This window comes from Pectobacterium sp. 1950-15 (genome assembly GCF_037136835.1).
Taxonomy (GTDB): Bacteria; Pseudomonadota; Gammaproteobacteria; order Enterobacterales; family Enterobacteriaceae; genus Pectobacterium.
On record NZ_JBBBQR010000011.1, the window covers coordinates 1 to 18,556 of the forward strand.

Genomic DNA, 18,556 nt, shown 5'->3' on the forward strand with positions numbered 1-18,556 from the left:
TCGGTCAGCGTGTCTGGCCTGCAACAGCCGGAAACCTTCCCATAGGAAACGTGTTTCTTCCTGCTTCCCGTTTTCGCCCCAGATGACCGTTTTACGGGTGCGTCTGCCCAGTGCGTCATAGCTATAGCGTGCGACAAAATCGCCCTGCGGCCCCCGACCCCGAGCTTCCAGTAGTCGATTATCGGCGTCGTACCGATAAAATTGTTCTGTTCCACCATCACGCCGCTGTGTCAGGTTACCCTGACCGTCATACTGGTTCCAGAGATTGCGCCAGTTCAGCAGACGGTTGTCTGATAACGGGAAAGCAGAAGATGAACGGCTGATGTCCTGTATGTTGTCCGCTGCATCATAGCCGTATGCCCGGTGGTGTACCTGCCAGTGCACGTCAATGCGCTTCAGCAGGCGGCCCTCTGCATCGTAATCGTACTGAACATCGCCTCGCAGGCTGTCGCGGACTGAGGCCAGTTCGCCGGATGCGGTGTAACTTAGGGCTCGCGATAATATCTGCTGTTCGGGCTGGGCGACATCCCAGAGCCCGCTGCGCTGTGAGGTCAGGCGGCCTAAACTGTCATACTCTCGCCGCTGTTCGCGTCGTCCCTGAGTGCGGGTGATTTCCCGGTGTAAGCGGTCACGGGTAAACTCGCTGACCACTTGATGATTGAATTTTACTACGCTGACGTGGCCTGAACCGTAGCGCAGCCAGCGCAGCGCGTCACCATCCGGCAGAGACAGGGTACTTACATTCCCCAGTTCGTCCCGCGTATAGCAAATGTCTCCCTCACTGCCGTGCTCTCCCGACAGATAGCCTGCGGCATCATAGGTCAATCTGACCTCATCGGCGGTGAGTCCCAACGCGAGGCCTTCCTCGGTAGGCTCACGTTTTAGCGAAACCAGCCGCCCTCTGTCACTGTGCTGGTAATGAAACTCGGCGTGTGCATGTGCTCGGCGCACCAATTGCCCAGCGGCATCATGCTGATAAACGTGCGCGATGGCGGCATCATTCGCCGCATTTCCGCGCTGTGAGCGCTGACATAAGTGGCCTGCGTCGTCGTAGCGGAATGTTAGCTCGACGCCATCTACGCGCCGTTCTTTAACCAGTCGGCCGACGGCATCATAGCCAAATTGGTATTCTGCACCGTTGCCATTATCTAATCGCAACAACAGCCCGCGCGTATCATAGTGCCAGTGCTTTGTCCGGCGGAGGCGGTCTGTCACACTGACGGGCTGGCCTAATGCGTTATACTGCCAGCGTACTTCGTTGTTCTGTGCATCACGCCATGCCTGTAACTGACCACGGGCATTCCAGCGCAGCGTTTCCCGGCGACCATCCGGGTAGATAACGCCAGTCAGTTGTCCACAGGCATCCCACTCCCGGCGGGTGGTGTGGCCTTCCGCATCGACAGAAGCCAGCAGTTGTCCGTAATGGTCATACTCGAAGGTGCTGCATTGTCCTGAACAGTCGGTACGGGCCGTCAGCAGCCCTTGGTTATTCCAGACCAGCCTCACGGTGCCGCCCAGAGCGTCGATCACGCTGTCCGGTAAGTTCTCCTGTGTATTGGGATAGTGATAACGTGTTGGGTTACCCAGTGCATCGACCTCCTCAACCAATCGGTTGAGGTCGTCATACTGCATTTGCTCCTGGCTGCCGTCGGCATACGTCACCAGCGCAATGTTATCCGTCAGCCGATACCACTGGTAGTGTGTTTCCCGACCTAACGGGTCAATTTCACTGAGTAAACGCCCATAGCTGTCCCATATGGTTTTGCGACTTGCCCCGCCGGGAAGGATGACTTCACACAGCTCGCCGTCGGTATAATTCAGGTTGGTTTCGCGACCGTCGTAATCGGTAAAGCGAACGACGTGGTCATCACTGTCAAGCTCCCACCGTGCAACGAGGCCGTCCTCCCGGCGAGCGCTTCTCCGCTGTCCGGCAAAGTCGTACTCCAGCGTGAGTTGTTCACCCGCGCTATTCCGGTATGCCACTACGCGAGGTAAATCGGCAATCTCCTGCCACTGATATTCGCTGAGCAGGCCGTTGGCATCTTCATGACTGGCCATCAGCCCGTCATCTTGCCAGGTAAAACGACGGCGCACGCTACCGCCCTGCCCGGTGACGGTGACAAGCTGCCTTTGCGTATTGTAGGTATAGTGCACAAGACAGGTCGATTCATCCAGCCAGACGCTTTCCAGCCGTCCCTCAAGATATCGGCATGTGATGTGCCGCCCGGCGCAGTCAGTGAGTGCGCTAAGCGTGTCGTCGTCGTTCCAGAAAAGGAGCATGTCATTGCCACATGGTTCGGCAACGCGCGTCAGCACCGCTTTTCCCTGCGGAGACAACGCCGTGTAATACCATGTTTCCCCATCTGGGCCATAAACCGACCAGCTCTCATCCTGATGGTGCTCCAGCCAGCGTTTTTCTGGCGGACAGTAGGTTCGCTGGCCGATGGGAACGAAAGGGAAGGAAATCAGATCGCCTGACGGCGCACGCCAGACCAGACCGTCCTGATAGCGCGTTAGCGTCGTTTCCCAGAACAGGCTCCATCCTTTTCCCAATACACTATCGCCGGGGTTACCGCTACGCCAGTAACGTTGCCAATACACGGATAAGCGAGAGGGGAGGACAAAATCCAGCTCATCTTCATCTGACAGAAATTTTTGACCACTTACGATGTCTATCGGGCGGGCGATAATGCCCCCAGCCGCGACGCTTGTCATGAGCACGCCAAAACGGCAGGCAATGCGTTGGATCTTATTGATACCGGGGATTTTCTGTAAAAGTTGGCCCAGTTTTCCGAGCTTGCTTGCTGCGCCGCCAACGCCACCAATTAATCCGGCGAAAAGCAGTGTTAAATCAGAGACTTTATAGAGCCACTCGGGAACTTCCGGTTTGATAGGTAATGTGGATTTGGCTTTACCACCGATGAAAACATTGGAAGAACCTTCCGTGATAGTGGCGCCGCAGTTCACTTTATCGCCAAGGCGGGATGCTGGCTGGCTGTTGATGTATACTGTTTCTGAGCCCTGCGCCACCTGCATGGACGGTCCGTCTTTGCTACAGCTGGCGACACTCAGAGTGGCAAGGGCGGCCTTCATACCGTTGATGAACACATTGCGTGAACCCGTATCAATGGTTCCGGCCTTCGACATGCTGCTGGCACCTGCCTCGGCAATGCTATCACGGGCTTTTTCTGCCAGCACGCCAGTTGCCCAACCCACAGCAAAACTGAGGCCAATCAATAATACGCCAACGCCCAGGCAAGAGGAGGCGAGACCCGCAACAAATAAGGCACCGGCAGCAATGCCACCGACTGCGGCAATCAGACCACCGACGATGGTGCCCGCAATCATGCCTGCTAACGCACCCGAATGCCCGATCCCATCACCAACGCGCGCGGCTTCAAACATAACAATATTCCTTATCGTTATTGGTTAAACGTAAAGCTCCCGAGCAGGGCGTTGAACCGAGACTCATCAGCAGCAGACGGTGCGGCGGTTTTCGATAAGGTGAAAACCAGAATCTGTACGCTATCTAATGCGAATACCGCCTGCTGCTGCCAAATACGTTGACCATCACGCATATAACTTGCCTGAAGGCTTTCACCTTCCAGAACGTGATTGCCCAACCAAATCGCTTCACGGGTCTTTGTTTTCCAGCCTTTAAAATGCTGAGTCATCAGATCCAACTGTCTATCGATGTAGCCGCTCAATACCTCTCCGTCGTTCAGTACATCACGTGAAACCGTAAAAGCGGGTTCGCCTTCCTGACTGGGCGTAAACGCATTCACTGTGCGATCGCGGTAGCCGTCGGGCAACGTGATGCGGCCTTCGGTGAAGATGCAGTGGGAAGAAGATGTCGTCGTCACGATAAAATGTCTCGAATAATGGTGTCGTTGTAAGCTCTAGCCACCACACCTGTAGCATGGTGACTCATTCTCAGATTATTTATTTAAATCAATACGTTCACTGCCAATTACGTTGACCTTCACGCCTTTGATGTCGATATTGCCATTCTGATAAATGGTCAGCGATCCTGCGCCCGTCGTCAGTTCGATATTGCCGCCAGTCGAGGTGATGGTGATATTTCCCGTTACCGTCAGCTTGTCGTTCATCGTGACCTCGGTTTCTCGACCTGCTCCGATGATGACTTTCTGGGCACCCTGAATCTCCGTTCCCTGATTCTCGACGACGTTAAGAATTTGATGGCGGCCTATGACACTGATCTGATCCCGTCCGACGTTCTCTGCATGGTCGACGCCTACACCCGTACTGCGGTTATTCAGCACCACGGTGTTCATGTCTTTCTGGGCATGGATAAATACTTCTTCCTGCCCAGCCTGATCCTCAAAGCGCAGTTCGTTGAACCCGGCGCCTTTGTGGGTGGTGGTGCGCAGGGTCGTGCGTGTCTTGTTCGCGGGTAGCGGGTAGGGTGAGGGGTTGGTGGCGTGGAAGGTTCTGCCCGTCACGATGGGCTGGTCCGGGTCGCCTTCGAGGAAACTCACAATGACTTCATGACCGATGCGCGGAATAGCGATCAGGCCGTACTGGCCACCGGCCCAACCCTGGCTGACGCGTACCCAGCAGGAGCTCTGGTCATCGTTTGCGCCGTAGCGGTCCCACGGGAATTGCAGTTTCACCCGGCCGTACTGGTCGCAGTAAATTTCTTCACCCGCCGGGCCGACGACGGTGGCGATCTGCGGGCCGTCTACCATTGGTTTGTAGGGCAGGTCGGCGCGCCAGGTCGTGCTGGCTTTCACCACTTCAAAGCTGTTGCTGTAGGTGGTCGGTTCGCCGCCGCTTTCCTCTTCCAGCGCCTGCGGCTGTTGCCCGCTGTGGGTGATGGCGACCAACTGCCAGCCGATATTGAGTGCCAGATTGGGGTGTTCGGTTAAGGTAAAACTGCTGCCCGGCATCAGTTCAGCCGCATTGGACTCGCCCGAGCCAGTCATCGCCCCTGCTCGCAGTGCATCCAGCCGATAGCCGGTAAAGGCTTTACCGCTCGGATCTTGTTTAAAACGACCGGGGTAGTCGAAGTGTTGGTAACTTTCGCGCTGGTGTTCCAGTTCTCCGCTGATCTTCTGGTGCAACAGGCCATAGGCTGGGGTTTTGAAGCTGTAGTCTTTGAGTGCGACTTCTGCGGTGCTCACCGCCTCGGCATAGCGGAAACGACGCACGTATGCGCCTTCACTCAGCCCCTGTGTTGCCAGGTTGAAAAACAGCTCAGGGCCTTTTGCCAACGCGCCTGCATCGTCGGCAAAGATAACGCGGTGTTTGCCTTCCTCAAACTCATGGAAGAAGAACAGGCCTTCTTCGGCAGCCAGTCGGGCAATAAAAGCTAAATCGCTTTCGCGGTACTGCACGCAATATTCCCGCGCTGCGTGCTCGTTGCGCAGCGCAAAGGCGTAGTCGGTGATGCCCGCTTCTTCCAGCAGGGCGCCGATAATTGCCTCAGGCTTCTGCGCCTGAAAGATACGAGCATTGGTACGTAGCCCCAAACGCCACAGGGCCGGACGGACTTCTGCCTGATAGCGTGTGCGGCGAAAGCCGGTATCGCCTTGCGCAAACGCGCTGACAATACCGCTCACGCGTCTTTGGAGTTCACCTTCGTACCACACCAGGAGTTCGCAAGGTTGGTCGAGAACCGCACCAAAATCGATCCCCGGTAAGGGGCTGGCCAGATTCAGCGACAGGGCAAACGGCTGGTTGAGCGCCTCGCTGAGCTGAAAATCCACCACGGCAAAGGTCGATGCAGGCAATGCGCCGACCTTAACGGTGAACTGTAATCCTGTACTGTTTGCCATCCGTCCTCCTGATGCTGTCATCCACACTCAGGCATGGCGTGGGCCATGGCTCAATGCAGAAAACCCGGGCAAGCCCGGGTTAAATAGGAATTACGCTTCGACCGGCGCACGCCAGTCATCAGAACCGGACGTACCGGCAACCGTGTGCTCCCAGTCGATTTTGCGGTAGGCCAGTGACACTTCGATCAGCTGGGTGTAGTCCAGTTTTGATGGATCCTGGCAGTGTGGCATCTGGCAGTTGATGTCCACGATGGTGGAATCGGTCAGCACGGTAGAGAAGAAGTGCTCCTGCTTACCTTCAACTGATGTGCGATACCACTTCAGGGTGACGGTTGGCAGCATTTCACCGGACGCCAGGGCGTTGTACATCAGCGGAACCGCTTTGTTCAGTGCGACGGTGAATTTGAACGGCTTGTGTACGCGCTGGCCGGATGGCTGACCAGACTGCGGGTCGGTTGGGACGGTGACGATGTGTTTGAATTCCTGTACCAGCATTTCGTCTTCGTGGCCTTCCACATAGATGTTGCCGACAGAATCAGATGTGAAAGCACCCGCGGTGATGTTGCCCTGTGTTTTACCTTCGATGCTGATATAGCATGGAGTTGGCATAGTCTTGCTCCTTGTTATTGAACGGAATGAGTAACTTCACCGTTCACATAGCAATCCATGTGCCAAATTTTATGTAATTGTTTTGTAATGGAAATTACTTAATTCAAATTTTACCTAAGCGAAATTTGAGCAAAAAATTGCGCAGACTTCGCGAATCGTTTGCAGGCATTGCGCAAAAAGTGATTTCCACCAGAAAGTGAGCAATAAGTTGCGCAGAATGCGCATTTATTCTAAAAGTTTTTGTTAGGTTTGAGAGACTGCCGTCTTTTTGGAATGAATCAGCGATTGATTGGGGAATGAACCAAAGTTATTACCGATTAAAAGGGAAAAATAACCCCAATGATTAATCGTTAGCCGACTGATGTTGTGGGGATGAAAGGGGGCAGAAAACAGGTGAATAAAGATAAAGAAAGCGGACGGCAAAATAACAACGGTGGGGCTGGTTTGCCCGCATCCCACCGTATTTCGTTTCACGACGCGTCTATTGTGGCGGTGAATTAGCCTTCCTGCATCGCCTTTTCAACTTCTTCCGCCAGAATCGCAATACCCTGTTCGATTTTCTCCGGCTCCGGCACATAGTTCATGCGCATACATTGATGAGCGTGCGGCCAGTCCTGATCCAGACCGGGGAAGAAATAGTGTCCCGGCACCATGAGGACGCCGCGTTTTTTCAGGCGCTGGTACAGGATTTCCGTCGTGATAGGCAGATCCTTAAACCACAGCCACAGGAAGATTGCGCCTTCCGGTTTATGAATCAGGCACTGCTCAGGCGACAGGTAACGACGAATAATCGCGATAGTTTCCGTCACGCGCTGTTGGTAGAACGGGCGCACGACGTCGTTAGATAAGCGCAGCAGATCGCCACGCTGAATCATCTCGTGCGCCAGCGCCGGGCCGACCGCCCCCGGAGACAGACTAATGATGCCGTTCATGTTGCCGATCGCGGAAATCACCTTTTCATCCGCGATTACGATACCGCAGCGTGAGCCGGGCAGACCGAGCTTGGACAGGCTCATACACAGGATGATATTCGGGTTCCACAGCGGCGTCGCGTCAGTGAAGATAATGCCGGGGAACGGTACGCCATAGGCGTTATCAATCAGCAAGGGAACCTTGTGCTGCTGCGCCAGAATATCCAGACGCATCAGCTCGTCGTCGGTCAGCACGTTACCGGTCGGATTGGTTGGGCGGGATACGCAGACCAGCCCGATATCATCAGTAATCGACAGGTGATCGAAATCGACGTGATATTTAAATTGCCCTTCGGGCAGCAGTTCGATCTGCGGACGAACGGAGACGAACATGTTGTCGTCCAGCCCGGAATCCGAATAGCCGATATATTCCGGTGCCAGCGGGAACAGCACCTTTTTCAGGCTGCCATCGCTGTGGCGACCTGCAAACAGGTTAAATAAGTAGAAAAACGCACTCTGGCTGCCATTTGTCAGCGCAATATTCTGTGGTCCAATCTGCCAGCCTAATTCATTACTCAGGAGTTCGGCCAGCGCTTTAAGCAACGTATCCTTACCTTGCGGACCGTCGTAGTTGCATAGCGCTTCCGTTAATTTCCCTTGCTCCAGCATCTCCTGACACAGTTGCTGGAAGTAGCGGTCCATCTCTGGAATGTGTGCCGGATTGCCGCCCCCCAGCATGATTGCGCCTGGCGTACGCAGCCCTTCGTTCAGGTCGTCCATTAATTGGGTGATGCCAGCGTGGCGCGTGAATTTCTTGCCGAAAAGAGAAAAGTTCATAGTTTATTTATCAGTGATCGTACACAGGTTAGCGGCAACCATAGCGCTTGCGCCAATAGGGTGCAATGTGGTCAAAAAACAATCTGATAATTTTTTGTCTCGCCAAATATTTAAAATTCAGCATGAATGTCTGAAATTCATGCCGACGAGAAAAGGATTTTAGACCGCGTGCTTTATGTTGCTGAAACGATGTCAGCTTTTACCGATCAATATCTCAATAATTCTGCAAATATAGATACCATTCATGGTGAATTAGTGATGCTAATTGGATAAATAACGCGACAATGCCGAATTTTTCCATCTGGTGATAGTTATCACATTCTGACCATCAGCTGATTTGTAGTCTTTAGCTCGCATTAGCTAAAACAATTCAGCAAAAAGGGATGGTTAACATGAAAAAATTACTGGCTATAGGCATCACACTGGCGCTGACATCATGGCAACTATCGGCGCAGACATTTGTGCTGACAGATGCTGAAGGCAGTGTAGAAAAGGGAAACTGGCAAATTGGCAGTGATGCCCTGAAGATCAAAAATCAGCATTTCAGCATTGAGCAAAAAGTCCTGCACGGCGGACGTCAGGAAGGCAGTAAAGTGATTACGATTACCAGTCAGGACGGGCTGAAAATTGCCCTCAGTCCGACGCGGGGGATGAACTTACTGCATGTGACGGGCAAAAACATCCGTTTGGGGTGGGATTCGCCGGTTGATGAGGTCGTAAACCCGAACACCATCAATCTGGAAAGCCGTAACGGGCTGGGCTGGCTGGAAGGTTTCAATGAGATGATGGTGCGCTGCGGCTTCGAATGGACGGGGCACCCGGTCGTCAGCGAGGGCATGATCTACACCCTGCATGGCCGCGCAGGCAACACACCGGCTTCTAAAGTGGTCGTGGAAGTCAGCGATAAAGCCCCGCATACCATTACGGTGCGGGGCCTGCTGAAAGAAAACAGCTTCAAGAAGTCGAATCTGGAAACCTGGACCGAGCTGCGCTACGTTCCCGGCAGCGAGTCGTTTACCGTGCATGATGTGTTGACCAACAAAGCCGACTACCCGCGCGACTATCAGATTATCTACCACAGCAATTTTGGCACGCCGATTCTGGAAGAAGGCGCGCGTTTCATCGCGCCGGTGAAAGAGATTTCTCCGTTTAATGACCATGCTAAAGCGGGTTTGTCCACCTGGCAAACCTATAAAGGGCCGACAAAAGATTTTGATGAAATGGTGTTCAACATTACGCCGTATACGGATGCACAGGGCAAAACGCTGGCGGCGCTGGTGAACAAGGCGGGAAATAAGGGCGTATCGATTGCCTTTGATACCCATCAACTGCCGCTGCTGACGCTGTGGAAAAACACGGACACGGAAAAACAGGGCTACGTCACAGGGATCGAACCCGGTACTAACTACGCCTACCCGGTTACGATTGAACGTGAGCAAGGGCGGGTCAAAAAGCTTCAGCCTGGTCAGAGCACGACGTTTGAGCTGACATATAGCCTGCTGAGTAGCGCAGAGGCGGTACAGAAAACGGAGCAGAAAGTAAAAGCCATTCAGGGTGATAACAAAACCACGCTGACAGAAAAACCGATCGCCATCGAGTAAACGCTCTCTAGACCGACCACTGATTCAGGTGGTCGGCTATTCCACGTCATGATTACGCTTAGTCATTGTCACGTAACGTCATAATTATCTTTTCTTATCCGTTTTTTCATTTTACGCGTACCTTGAGGAAGGTATTTGTTACGTATTTGATCAGGGGATGAGAATGTCGGTGAGAGATGCGCTGCTTGCGCTTTGTGTCGTGGTGTTATGGGGTGTGAATTTTGTGGTGATTAAGGTCGGTCTGAATGACATGCCGCCCTTTTTGCTGGCAGGGCTACGTTTCTCTTTGGTGGCGCTACCGGCTATTTTCTTTGTTCCATTCCCGCGTATTCCCCTGAAATGGCTGATTGCCTATGGCATGACCATCAGCTTCGGTCAGTTTGGCTTTCTGTTTCTCGCTATCAAGCTGGGCATGCCCGCAGGGATTGCCTCGCTGGTACTACAGGCTCAGGCCTTTTTTACGCTGCTGGTTGGCGCGGTCTTGCTGTCGGAAAAGCTGCGCTGGAATCACGTTGTTGGGATTCTGGTGGCGGCGATAGGGATGGTGGTGCTGGCAGAAGGGCGCACGGCGCTGCAAATGTCCTCCGGTATGACCACCACCACGCTGCTGCTGACGCTGGCGGCGGCGCTGTCATGGGCGGTAGGTAACATCGTCAATAAAGTTATCATGAGCAAAAACAGTGATGTAAGAATCATGTCGCTGGTGGTGTGGGGTGCACTGGTGCCTGTCGTGCCGTTTTTCATCAGTTCCTGGCTGTTTGAAGGCAGGGACGCGATTGTCCACAGTTTAACGACGATCCAACTGCCGACGATCTTGTCGTTAGCGTATCTGGCGTTTGCGGCTACCATCATCGGCTACGGGATTTGGGGAAGCCTGCTGGCGCGCTATGAGACCTGGCGTGTGGCGCCCTTATCGCTGTTGGTGCCGGTGGTTGGGCTGGTCAGCGCGGCCGTTTTTCTTGGTGAATCGCTCTCGCTGCTGCAAATCATGGGCGCAATACTGATTATGGTCGGCCTGTTGGTGAATGTGTTTGGCGCACGGTTACGTTCATGGCTACCTGTGCGGCAGTCATAAACCGTATGTCCCATTATGGGGCGTATTTATCGTGCAGCGTCGCAAAGATAAGCGGCTATTTTCGCAATTTCTCATGCCTTTCCTACGCTTCTTACTGCTGCTGATGAATCCGTTAAGCTGCGGTCGTTTATTGGCGCGGGCTTTGCAGGTTAGCTTTGCACGAGGGTAGACATAAAAGCAGTGAGTGAAATCAACGGGATAAAGGGGCCTTCATGAAAACAAAAAACACAACATCGGGAAAATGGTTGCTGTCGCTGGGCGTGGCGACGCTGCTGGTGAGTGGAGCGGTGCAGGCGGCGTCAGCCCCTGCGGTGGAAGCGAAAAACGGTATGGTGGTTAGTTCACAGTATCTGGCTTCGCAGATTGGCGTCGATATCATGAAGATGGGCGGTAACGCGATTGATGCCGCGGTGGCTGTGGGCTATGCGCAGGCGGTGGTTAATCCCTGCTGTGGCAACATCGGCGGTGGCGGGTTTATGACGCTGCATCTGGCCGATGGAAAAGACACCTTTATCAACTTCCGTGAAACGGCACCGGCGGCGGCCAGCGCCAACATGTACCTGAACGCGGATGGGAGTGTGAAAAAGGATGCGAGCCTATATGGCTATCTGGCCGCTGGTGTGCCGGGTACGGTGCTGGGGCTGGATACCGCGCTACAAAAATACGGCAAATTGACGCGCGAGCAGGTGATGGCACCGGCGATTAAACTGGCGCGTGAAGGTTTTGAACTTACGCGGGCAGATACCGATATTTTGGATACTACGGTAAAACGCTTCAAAGCCGATCCTGAAGCGGCGCGCATTTTCCTGCGTCCCGACGGTAGCCCGTTGCAGCCCGGCGATAAGCTGGTGCAAACCGATCTGGCGAATACGCTGGCGGCGATTGCCGCGAAAGGGCCGGATGCCTTCTACAAGGGGGAGATTCCACAGGCTGTGGAGAAGGCGGCAAAGCAGGGCGGCGGCATTTTGACGGCGGCTGATTTTGCCGATTACCGTATTACCGAAACGGCACCGGTAACCTGCAACTATCGTGGCTATCAGTTTGTCTCTTCGCCGCCGCCCAGCTCCGGTGGCGTCACGATGTGTGAAATCCTCAATATTGTCGAAGGCTACGACATGAAATCGACGGGCTTTAATTCTGCCGCCACCGTTCATGTGTTGACGGAAGCGATGCGTCACGCTTACATGGATCGCAACACGTACCTTGGCGATCCGGCGTTTGTCAGCAACCCTGTCGAGCGTTTGTTGAGTAAGGATTATGCTGCCGAAATCCGCAAACAAATCGAGCCGGAGAACGCGACGCCGTCCAAAAACGTGCAGCCGGGGGTGGGTCCGCACGAGCGACCGGAAACCACGCACTACTCCATCGTGGATAATCAGGGCAATGCGGTGTCCACCACGTATACCGTGAACGGGCGTTTTGGTTCGGTGGTGATTGCGCCGGGAACAGGTTTCTTCCTCAATAACGAAATGGATGACTTTACCGTGAAAGTTGGCGAGAAAAACCTGTATGGGTTGGTGCAAGGAGAGCGTAATTCGATCGCCCCCGGTAAGCGCCCACTTTCGTCCATGAGCCCGTCATTGGTGACGAAAGACGGCAAAGTCTTCATGGTGCTCGGTTCGCCCGGTGGTTCGCGCATTATCACCATCACGCTGCAAACGGCACTGAATATCATCGACCACGGCATGGCGCCGCAGGAAGCGGTGGACGCCCCGCGCATCCATCATCAGTGGCTGCCGGACGAGGTGTATTATGAACTGCGCGGGTTGTCTGCCGATACGCTGAACCTGCTGAAGCAGCGCGGCTACAAGATGGTGGAACAAACGCCTTGGGGCGCAGCGGAGCTGATTCTGGTCGGCTTACCGGGTGCGGCGGGTGTGACACCTGCGGATTCGGGCAATGACTCGGCGGTATCCGGCAAAGTACGCGAAGGTTACCTGTACGGTGCCAATGATATCCGCCGCCCGGCAGGGGCAGCGATAGGGTATTGATTTTACTTTCCTATAAGTTAGCAGCCCGAAAGGGCTGCTCTGTCTGCGTTATTCTGATTTTTTATCAACTAATCCTAATAAAGACATATCATAGAGAAGGTCTGATTTTTCTTCCTCGGTGATCTCCTCTAATAGCTGTTCAATAGGATGTTCAACGAGAATTTTTTCTATCATATCTCTATGGTATTTTTCGGCTATCTCTGGACCTCTTCCTGCAATCATAATTAAAGACAAGACCTCAAGCATTAGATTTTCAATGGGGAAATCATAAGCTCCCTCTGATTGTTCATAGGCGTAACCACCTTCCGATTCATTTTCAATCCATACATTTCCAGTCATATTGTAAGAGTGAATTTTGTGTCTACAATATATGTAATAACACTCTAAAAAGCTTTCCCTAATCTCATTATAGCTAATACGTTCTTCGTTCACTTTCTTCCTCCTGGCTTCAATATAATTCCATTGTTATCCAATACATTTATTTCTATATTAGGATATTTTTGCTTAAATTGGTCAATGACACCTAGACAACTTTCACAGGCTGCCCGTTCTGTGAATATGGTTACACTGCCTTTTGCTGAGATATTGCTTCCTAATCTATCGGCTAAATTATCTAGGATTTTGTATTCTGAATCAGTATTTCTCGATATCTTTGTGCCCTCACTGTTCTCTATCACCTGATAGGTGAAATTCTGTTTTCCTGAGCCGACAAAACCCTGCTCAGCTTTGTCTATACGGCTATGCCCTGCTAAGGTTTTCGGCATCCCTAGTATATTAATTTCTGCGATAGCTACATTTCCACTAGTTCTAGGATTGCGAGGTAATGTTGCTCTCAAATCTATAATCTGCTGCTTAAAGCCAGCCGATTGCTGTATGGTTTTCTCATTAACCAGATAACTTTTCCAGCCTGCGGTTGGCGTCACGAGGCTTTTTGACAGGTACTGATTACCGACGCCTGCTTTCCCGATGCCCGCGAATGTACTCGCTATCGAAATACCAAAACCTAAAGTTTCTACTGTGTCCTTGGACCAGCCCGTAATCTGACTAAAATTTTCAATCCATTGGTTTCTGGCAAACATCTGACCATCAGAAATGCTGTCGCCTGTAGTATAGGTAAACAGCTGTTCCATGTCATAGCCCACATAAAGCGGGTAATTGCTAGTACGTTGCCGATCTTTCTGTACCCAATAATTGGCGAGTATTCCATCTTCTTCGCGTGTTGCTGGGTACATTGCCATTAACATTTCATATTGCTGGCGTTCGGCAGAATCTAATGATTCCTGTGCCACACAGTTAACTTTGCGGCAGGATGCTGCCAACAGGCGCAATTCCTTTTCATTATCACCTTTGGCAAGCTCTTTGATGGCCTGCATTTCATCAAGGTGTAATTGCCGATTAAAGCGTTCAACGATTTCAGCGGCGCTAGCGCCGCTATTTACACCACTGGCTTTGCCTGTGGCAACGGCACCCATAACTGCGCCTGCAAAACGGCTGATTTGAGCCTGTTTTTCTTGCCATCCTTCTGATTTTACAAGATTATCGTTAATGATTATGCCAGCCAGCTCTGCCGCTAATGCACCAGCCGCAGCGCCTTTGACGTTACCACCACTGATTTCAGCAGCGATACCTGCGACAACAGCATGGCTGAGGGCTTTGCCCGGTACGTCAAGGACTGTACCGTTATCCCCAATAAACTTAGCCCCTTCCGCATTGATCTGACTGCCGATATTACTCAAGAGCGCGGTGGTGAAATTATCTTTGAAGCTACCGCCGTTAATCGCAGTACCGATGCTGGAACTGATCACTGACTGTCCAGCGACACGCTGCGCGACCTTGCTCCAGTCACCGTTGCTGAGCATGGGCAGTTTGGCCTTGGCAGGATCGATGACGGTTGTGCCGTTAGCAGCCTTGCTAAATTGCATAACTTCATCGAAGCCTGCTAATGCACCGCCGATCACCATTGAGGTAACCAGAGATTTAACAGAATCGCTGTTGCTCATGGCCTGGATCGTTTTAGACAGGTTGCCTTTGTTATCAACCAGTGCGACTGCCGCCTGTGAAGTTAATGCCGTCATGCCTGAGTAAACGGCACCAGACATCACGGTAGCAGTCATCCCTGACGCGGTATTGGCTGCTGTTGTCGCGACCATTCCCGCCAATCCAGATCCTGCGGTAACTGCCGCAACTGCGATAGCAATTACGGCACCCACCACTGGATTCAAACTTTGGGTAGTATGATTCCAATTAGTGTAGGCATCTTGCACCGCGTTCCATTGCACATCTTTACGGGTATTCAACCCTTTTAGCCATGTTGCCCCTGAAGTATTGCTGAGAGTCAGCAACGCATTTTGCAGCGATTGAGCATTGCGTGTTTTTACGTCAGCAGAAATTCCTGTCGCTGCATCAACGGTAAATTGTCCACCGGCATGGATTGATGGTAATAGCCATGTATCTTTGGTGTATCCCCTATCGGAGTTTTTAATGAAGAAGCCTTTCGAGGTGGTGATAGTCTGCTCAAACGTGGTGTTTTTTACCGCCTTAAAGATGACCTTCCCTTGTGTGCTGATGAGTTTAGCGTTCCTGCCAGCTTCTATTTTGCTGGCTTCATAGATGCTGTCATCACGGCTCAGCAGGTTGATGTCACTTCCAGCGGTAAACTCAGCCACCTTATTACTGACATTGTGATAGGTCTGTTTACCCTTTTTCTTTTTTCCATACCATGTACGGCTACTGGATTCTTTTTCATAGTGGTTGGTTTCTTCCATGGCTTGTGCGTACAGGAATCCACCTTTAGCGGCTACATCCATTGCACCTTTTGCAAGTAAACTCGTGGCCTGAAATAAGATGCTGTTATTGGATAGAAGTGTTAGAACACCGCCGCTGTTTAATACGACATTTCTTTGTGTGGTCGTTTCATTAAACTCGTTGTCACCCTCCCGCACTGAATAATATCGCAGGGCGTTGAACTCCATTTTCCCATTAGAGCTTAACGTCATGTCCCCTATTGAGGATAATGCGCTGCCGGAGGCAATAAGATCGCCATTTGTAGCAAGTGTGAGATTTCTTCGCGCATCAATCTGAGTAATAACATGGCGGTCGTCTCTATTATCTTCATCCGGTTCGACAATCGCAGAATATGCCGTTGAGAGTAATGAAATCGTGTTGCCTGCGAGGAGAGTAATGTTGTTGGCAGATAAATTTGCTGATTTAACAGTAATTGTATTTCCTGCATTGATCAGTAAATCCCCACCCGTATTAAGTCGGCTTGATAATGAAGGTGTGCGTGTAGACGGTAAAAATTCGCTGTAGATGTTACCTACGGTTTTAGCATCAATGGTTATCATTCCATTGGCAATTAAATCAATGCCTTTTACGGCAGTAAGAGATACGCCTGATAAGGTAAGATTACCTTTTGCCTTGGCAAGAATATTACTATTTGAGAATAAATCATTTAGTTTGAAAAATGCATTTTCAAATATTTTTTGATTATTCTGCTGTGTGGTTTCTATTCTTCTTTGGTGGGTGGCGAGATCATAAATAGAATTAGTGATACTAATGTCTTTCCCTGCAATAAACTCTGTGCTTTTGTTATTGCTAAAATTAATTCCTGATAGGCTTATATTTCCTCCTGCATTTAGAGAGAGAGTCTCCTCTGCCTGGAGTGAAGCATATTGGCGATTTCCGGAATCACTAAATAGAGTTGATGAATCAGTTTCGTATACGATATCACTTTCACGGCTGGTGATGTTTATGTTTCTTGCTCTTAATGATGAAGTTCTCGATAATAGAGATACTCCTGAATTAATGTTTATATCATTTTTTTGTGATAGAATGTGAGAGTTTTTAATATTTGTCAAACTTTGTGATATCAAGTTTGTGTCGCTATAAGATTCTATTGTACCATTAATATTCATCGAACCAGCTTGTAATAATACACTCCTCCCTTTAATGTTTATTTTTTCCAATGGTGTAAATATTGATGATGCTTGCGATGTTGGTTCTTTAGTTCTGAATATATCAATAACCTGTTTAAAATCTGCAACCACATTCTCAGTTGCATGTACCTTTGCCGATAACAGTTGTTCACCTTTAAAGGCACTCTCTTTATCTTTGACCTTATAGTAAGCAAGGATTAGTGGCATGCCATCATCGAGGAAAGTTGTGCTGGCGGATTGTGATGTATTTGAGCGTCTAACCGCTTGCTCCTGTGCTGTTTCCGAACGAAAATTCGTTGTATGCTCAGTTTGCTTGAACAAGGGGGAAATATTTAAAAATGTTTGCCCAGTCAGAAATATATTACCAAAGGATCTTAAACTACTGGCATTATTTTCTAGTTGAGTCGCATTAATATAGAGATTTTTTTCGCCATGAATTTCAGCTTCGGGCGTTAGGGTAGTAAATTCTCCCTCAACTTCTTTTTTAGCAATAGATGGGATATATGCTTTCGCATCGGAAATTGAGCGAATTGGCAATTCATTACCAACATTAAGGTTGGCGTAAGTTAAATCCTTCTTCTCTTTTACAACGATCTGATCTCTGACATTGTTAAGCGATCTCGTCCTAATCACCAAATCCCCGGTATTGGTTTTAATCGTCCCCGAACGGTTTTCTACCTTAACGCCTTTATTTCCCGTCGCGTCTTTTTGGATCCACAGGTTGTTGTTGGCCTGAATGGTGGCCTGTGTGTTGGTCAGGTTATCGTTGAACAGGCGCATATCCTGGCCCGCGACGATATTTCCTTGGTTATTCAATGTGGTACTGGCAAGCGTGATATCGCGGTCACTTTTTACCGCATTGCCAGCAGCAATATCGACCTGCTGTGCAGTCAGATTAAGATCGGTTTTCGCGTGTACATTACCGAGCTGGATTTTACCTTTGCTGTCCAGCGTAATGCCTTGCTGAGAGCTGGTCAGGTTAGCGACATTAGCGCCGACGCCATCCTCGGTTGCCACGAGTCGGATGCGTTCAGCATACATGCCGCCGAGCGCTTTGGTATCGACTGCCAGCAGTGGTTTTGCACCTTCTCCGGCGATAGGAGCGATCGTGCCAGTTTTGAAATCGACCCGATTGCTGCCTTGAGTCAGCGTCAGGTTTTTCGCATTGATTTTGCCGTTCAGTTCGGTTGCCCGGCTGAGGATATCGACATAATCCGTTGCTGAACCGTCCAGGCCTTTGCCACCAATGGTGATGCTGCCTTTTTTCACTTCCAACGCTTCAAGTGCGCCTTGCTGATCCAGCACCGGTTTACCCGTCGTCAGCGTGGCTGAAGGTGTGTTGATGAACCCACATCCATCACAGGTAATGCCATTCGGGTTGGCAATCAATACGTTGGCTTTATTCCCGAAGACTTCGATCTTCCCTTGCAGGTCTGAGCGGGTGGAGCCCGTTACCTCGTTGATAATCAGATCGGCCGCTTTGCCATTGAGGTTGGCGTTAGCATTTAGCTGCCCAGCCAACTGCGATTGCCCCGCGGCAATGCTGTTGTTTAGCACGGCACCGGGTGTCCCGACGCTGAAATCTTGATAGGTATTGTGAGAAACGCCCGCTGCGTTCGGCGTGGCGATATTGATGACCGGAACAGCACCCGCGTTGTTGACCTGCGTGCGTGGGCCGTCTGGTGTGAGTGCAGCGAACGCGGGGTGTAACGGTTGAATTGCGGTCAGGTAGATCAGCAGATAGCTAAGTCCACGAGTGGTGCGGTTATTGAATTTCTCCATGTGACTTTCCTTGTTTT

General features: G+C 51.1%; 10 protein-coding genes. 3 read left to right on the forward strand and 7 right to left on the reverse strand.

All coding sequences use genetic code 11. The features are described from left to right. From WCT94_RS13420 to WCT94_RS13440, 5 genes are all read right to left on the reverse strand, one after another. Nucleotides 1-3,405, reverse strand: a 3,405-nt coding sequence (locus tag WCT94_RS13420) for a DUF6531 domain-containing protein (RefSeq protein ID WP_336869956.1), incomplete at its 3' end; no start/stop codon positions are given. 17 nt (nt 3,406-3,422) lie between these two features. Next, nucleotides 3,423-3,863, reverse strand: a complete 441-nt coding sequence (locus WCT94_RS13425) for a DUF1795 domain-containing protein (RefSeq protein ID WP_336869957.1) — start codon at nt 3,861-3,863, stop codon at nt 3,423-3,425. 75 nt (nt 3,864-3,938) lie between these two features. After that, on the reverse strand, nt 3,939-5,798 hold the full coding sequence (locus tag WCT94_RS13430; RefSeq protein ID WP_336869959.1) for a type VI secretion system Vgr family protein: 1,860 nt from the start codon (nt 5,796-5,798) through the stop codon (nt 3,939-3,941). 90 nt (nt 5,799-5,888) lie between these two features. Next, nucleotides 5,889-6,407, reverse strand: a complete 519-nt coding sequence (locus WCT94_RS13435; protein ID WP_225182066.1) for an Hcp family type VI secretion system effector — start codon at nt 6,405-6,407, stop codon at nt 5,889-5,891. 497 nt (nt 6,408-6,904) lie between these two features. Beyond that, the gene (locus WCT94_RS13440) at nt 6,905-8,155 is read right to left on the reverse strand and encodes a valine--pyruvate transaminase (RefSeq protein ID WP_336869960.1); all 1,251 of its coding nucleotides are present in this window, start codon (nt 8,153-8,155) and stop codon (nt 6,905-6,907) included. 392 nt (nt 8,156-8,547) lie between these two features. Here WCT94_RS13440 and WCT94_RS13445 point away from each other — a divergent pair, with 392 nt between their 5' ends. From WCT94_RS13445 to ggt, 3 genes are all read left to right on the forward strand, one after another. Next, complete coding sequence (locus WCT94_RS13445; protein WP_336869961.1) at nt 8,548-9,756, forward strand: aldose 1-epimerase family protein; 1,209 nt, start codon at nt 8,548-8,550, stop codon at nt 9,754-9,756. Nucleotides 9,757-9,919: 163 nt separating this feature from the next. Then, nucleotides 9,920-10,831, forward strand: a complete 912-nt coding sequence (locus tag WCT94_RS13450; RefSeq protein WP_336869962.1) for an EamA family transporter — start codon at nt 9,920-9,922, stop codon at nt 10,829-10,831. A 212-nt stretch (nt 10,832-11,043) separates the two neighbouring features. Next, complete coding sequence (gene ggt, locus WCT94_RS13455) at nt 11,044-12,822, forward strand: gamma-glutamyltransferase (protein ID WP_336869963.1); 1,779 nt, start codon at nt 11,044-11,046, stop codon at nt 12,820-12,822. 48 nt (nt 12,823-12,870) lie between these two features. On the opposite strand, the gene WCT94_RS13460 is transcribed toward ggt, so the two are convergent. Together WCT94_RS13460 and WCT94_RS13465 are read right to left on the reverse strand one after the other, a co-directional pair. Then, the gene (locus WCT94_RS13460; protein ID WP_336869964.1) at nt 12,871-13,254 is read right to left on the reverse strand and encodes a hypothetical protein; all 384 of its coding nucleotides are present in this window, start codon (nt 13,252-13,254) and stop codon (nt 12,871-12,873) included. Beyond that, nucleotides 13,251-18,539 (reverse strand): DUF637 domain-containing protein, encoded by a 5,289-nt coding sequence (locus WCT94_RS13465; protein WP_336869965.1) that lies wholly within the window; start codon nt 18,537-18,539, stop codon nt 13,251-13,253. Before WCT94_RS13465 ends, WCT94_RS13460 begins: the two co-directional genes overlap by 4 nt. Nucleotides 18,540-18,556 lie beyond the last annotated feature (17 nt).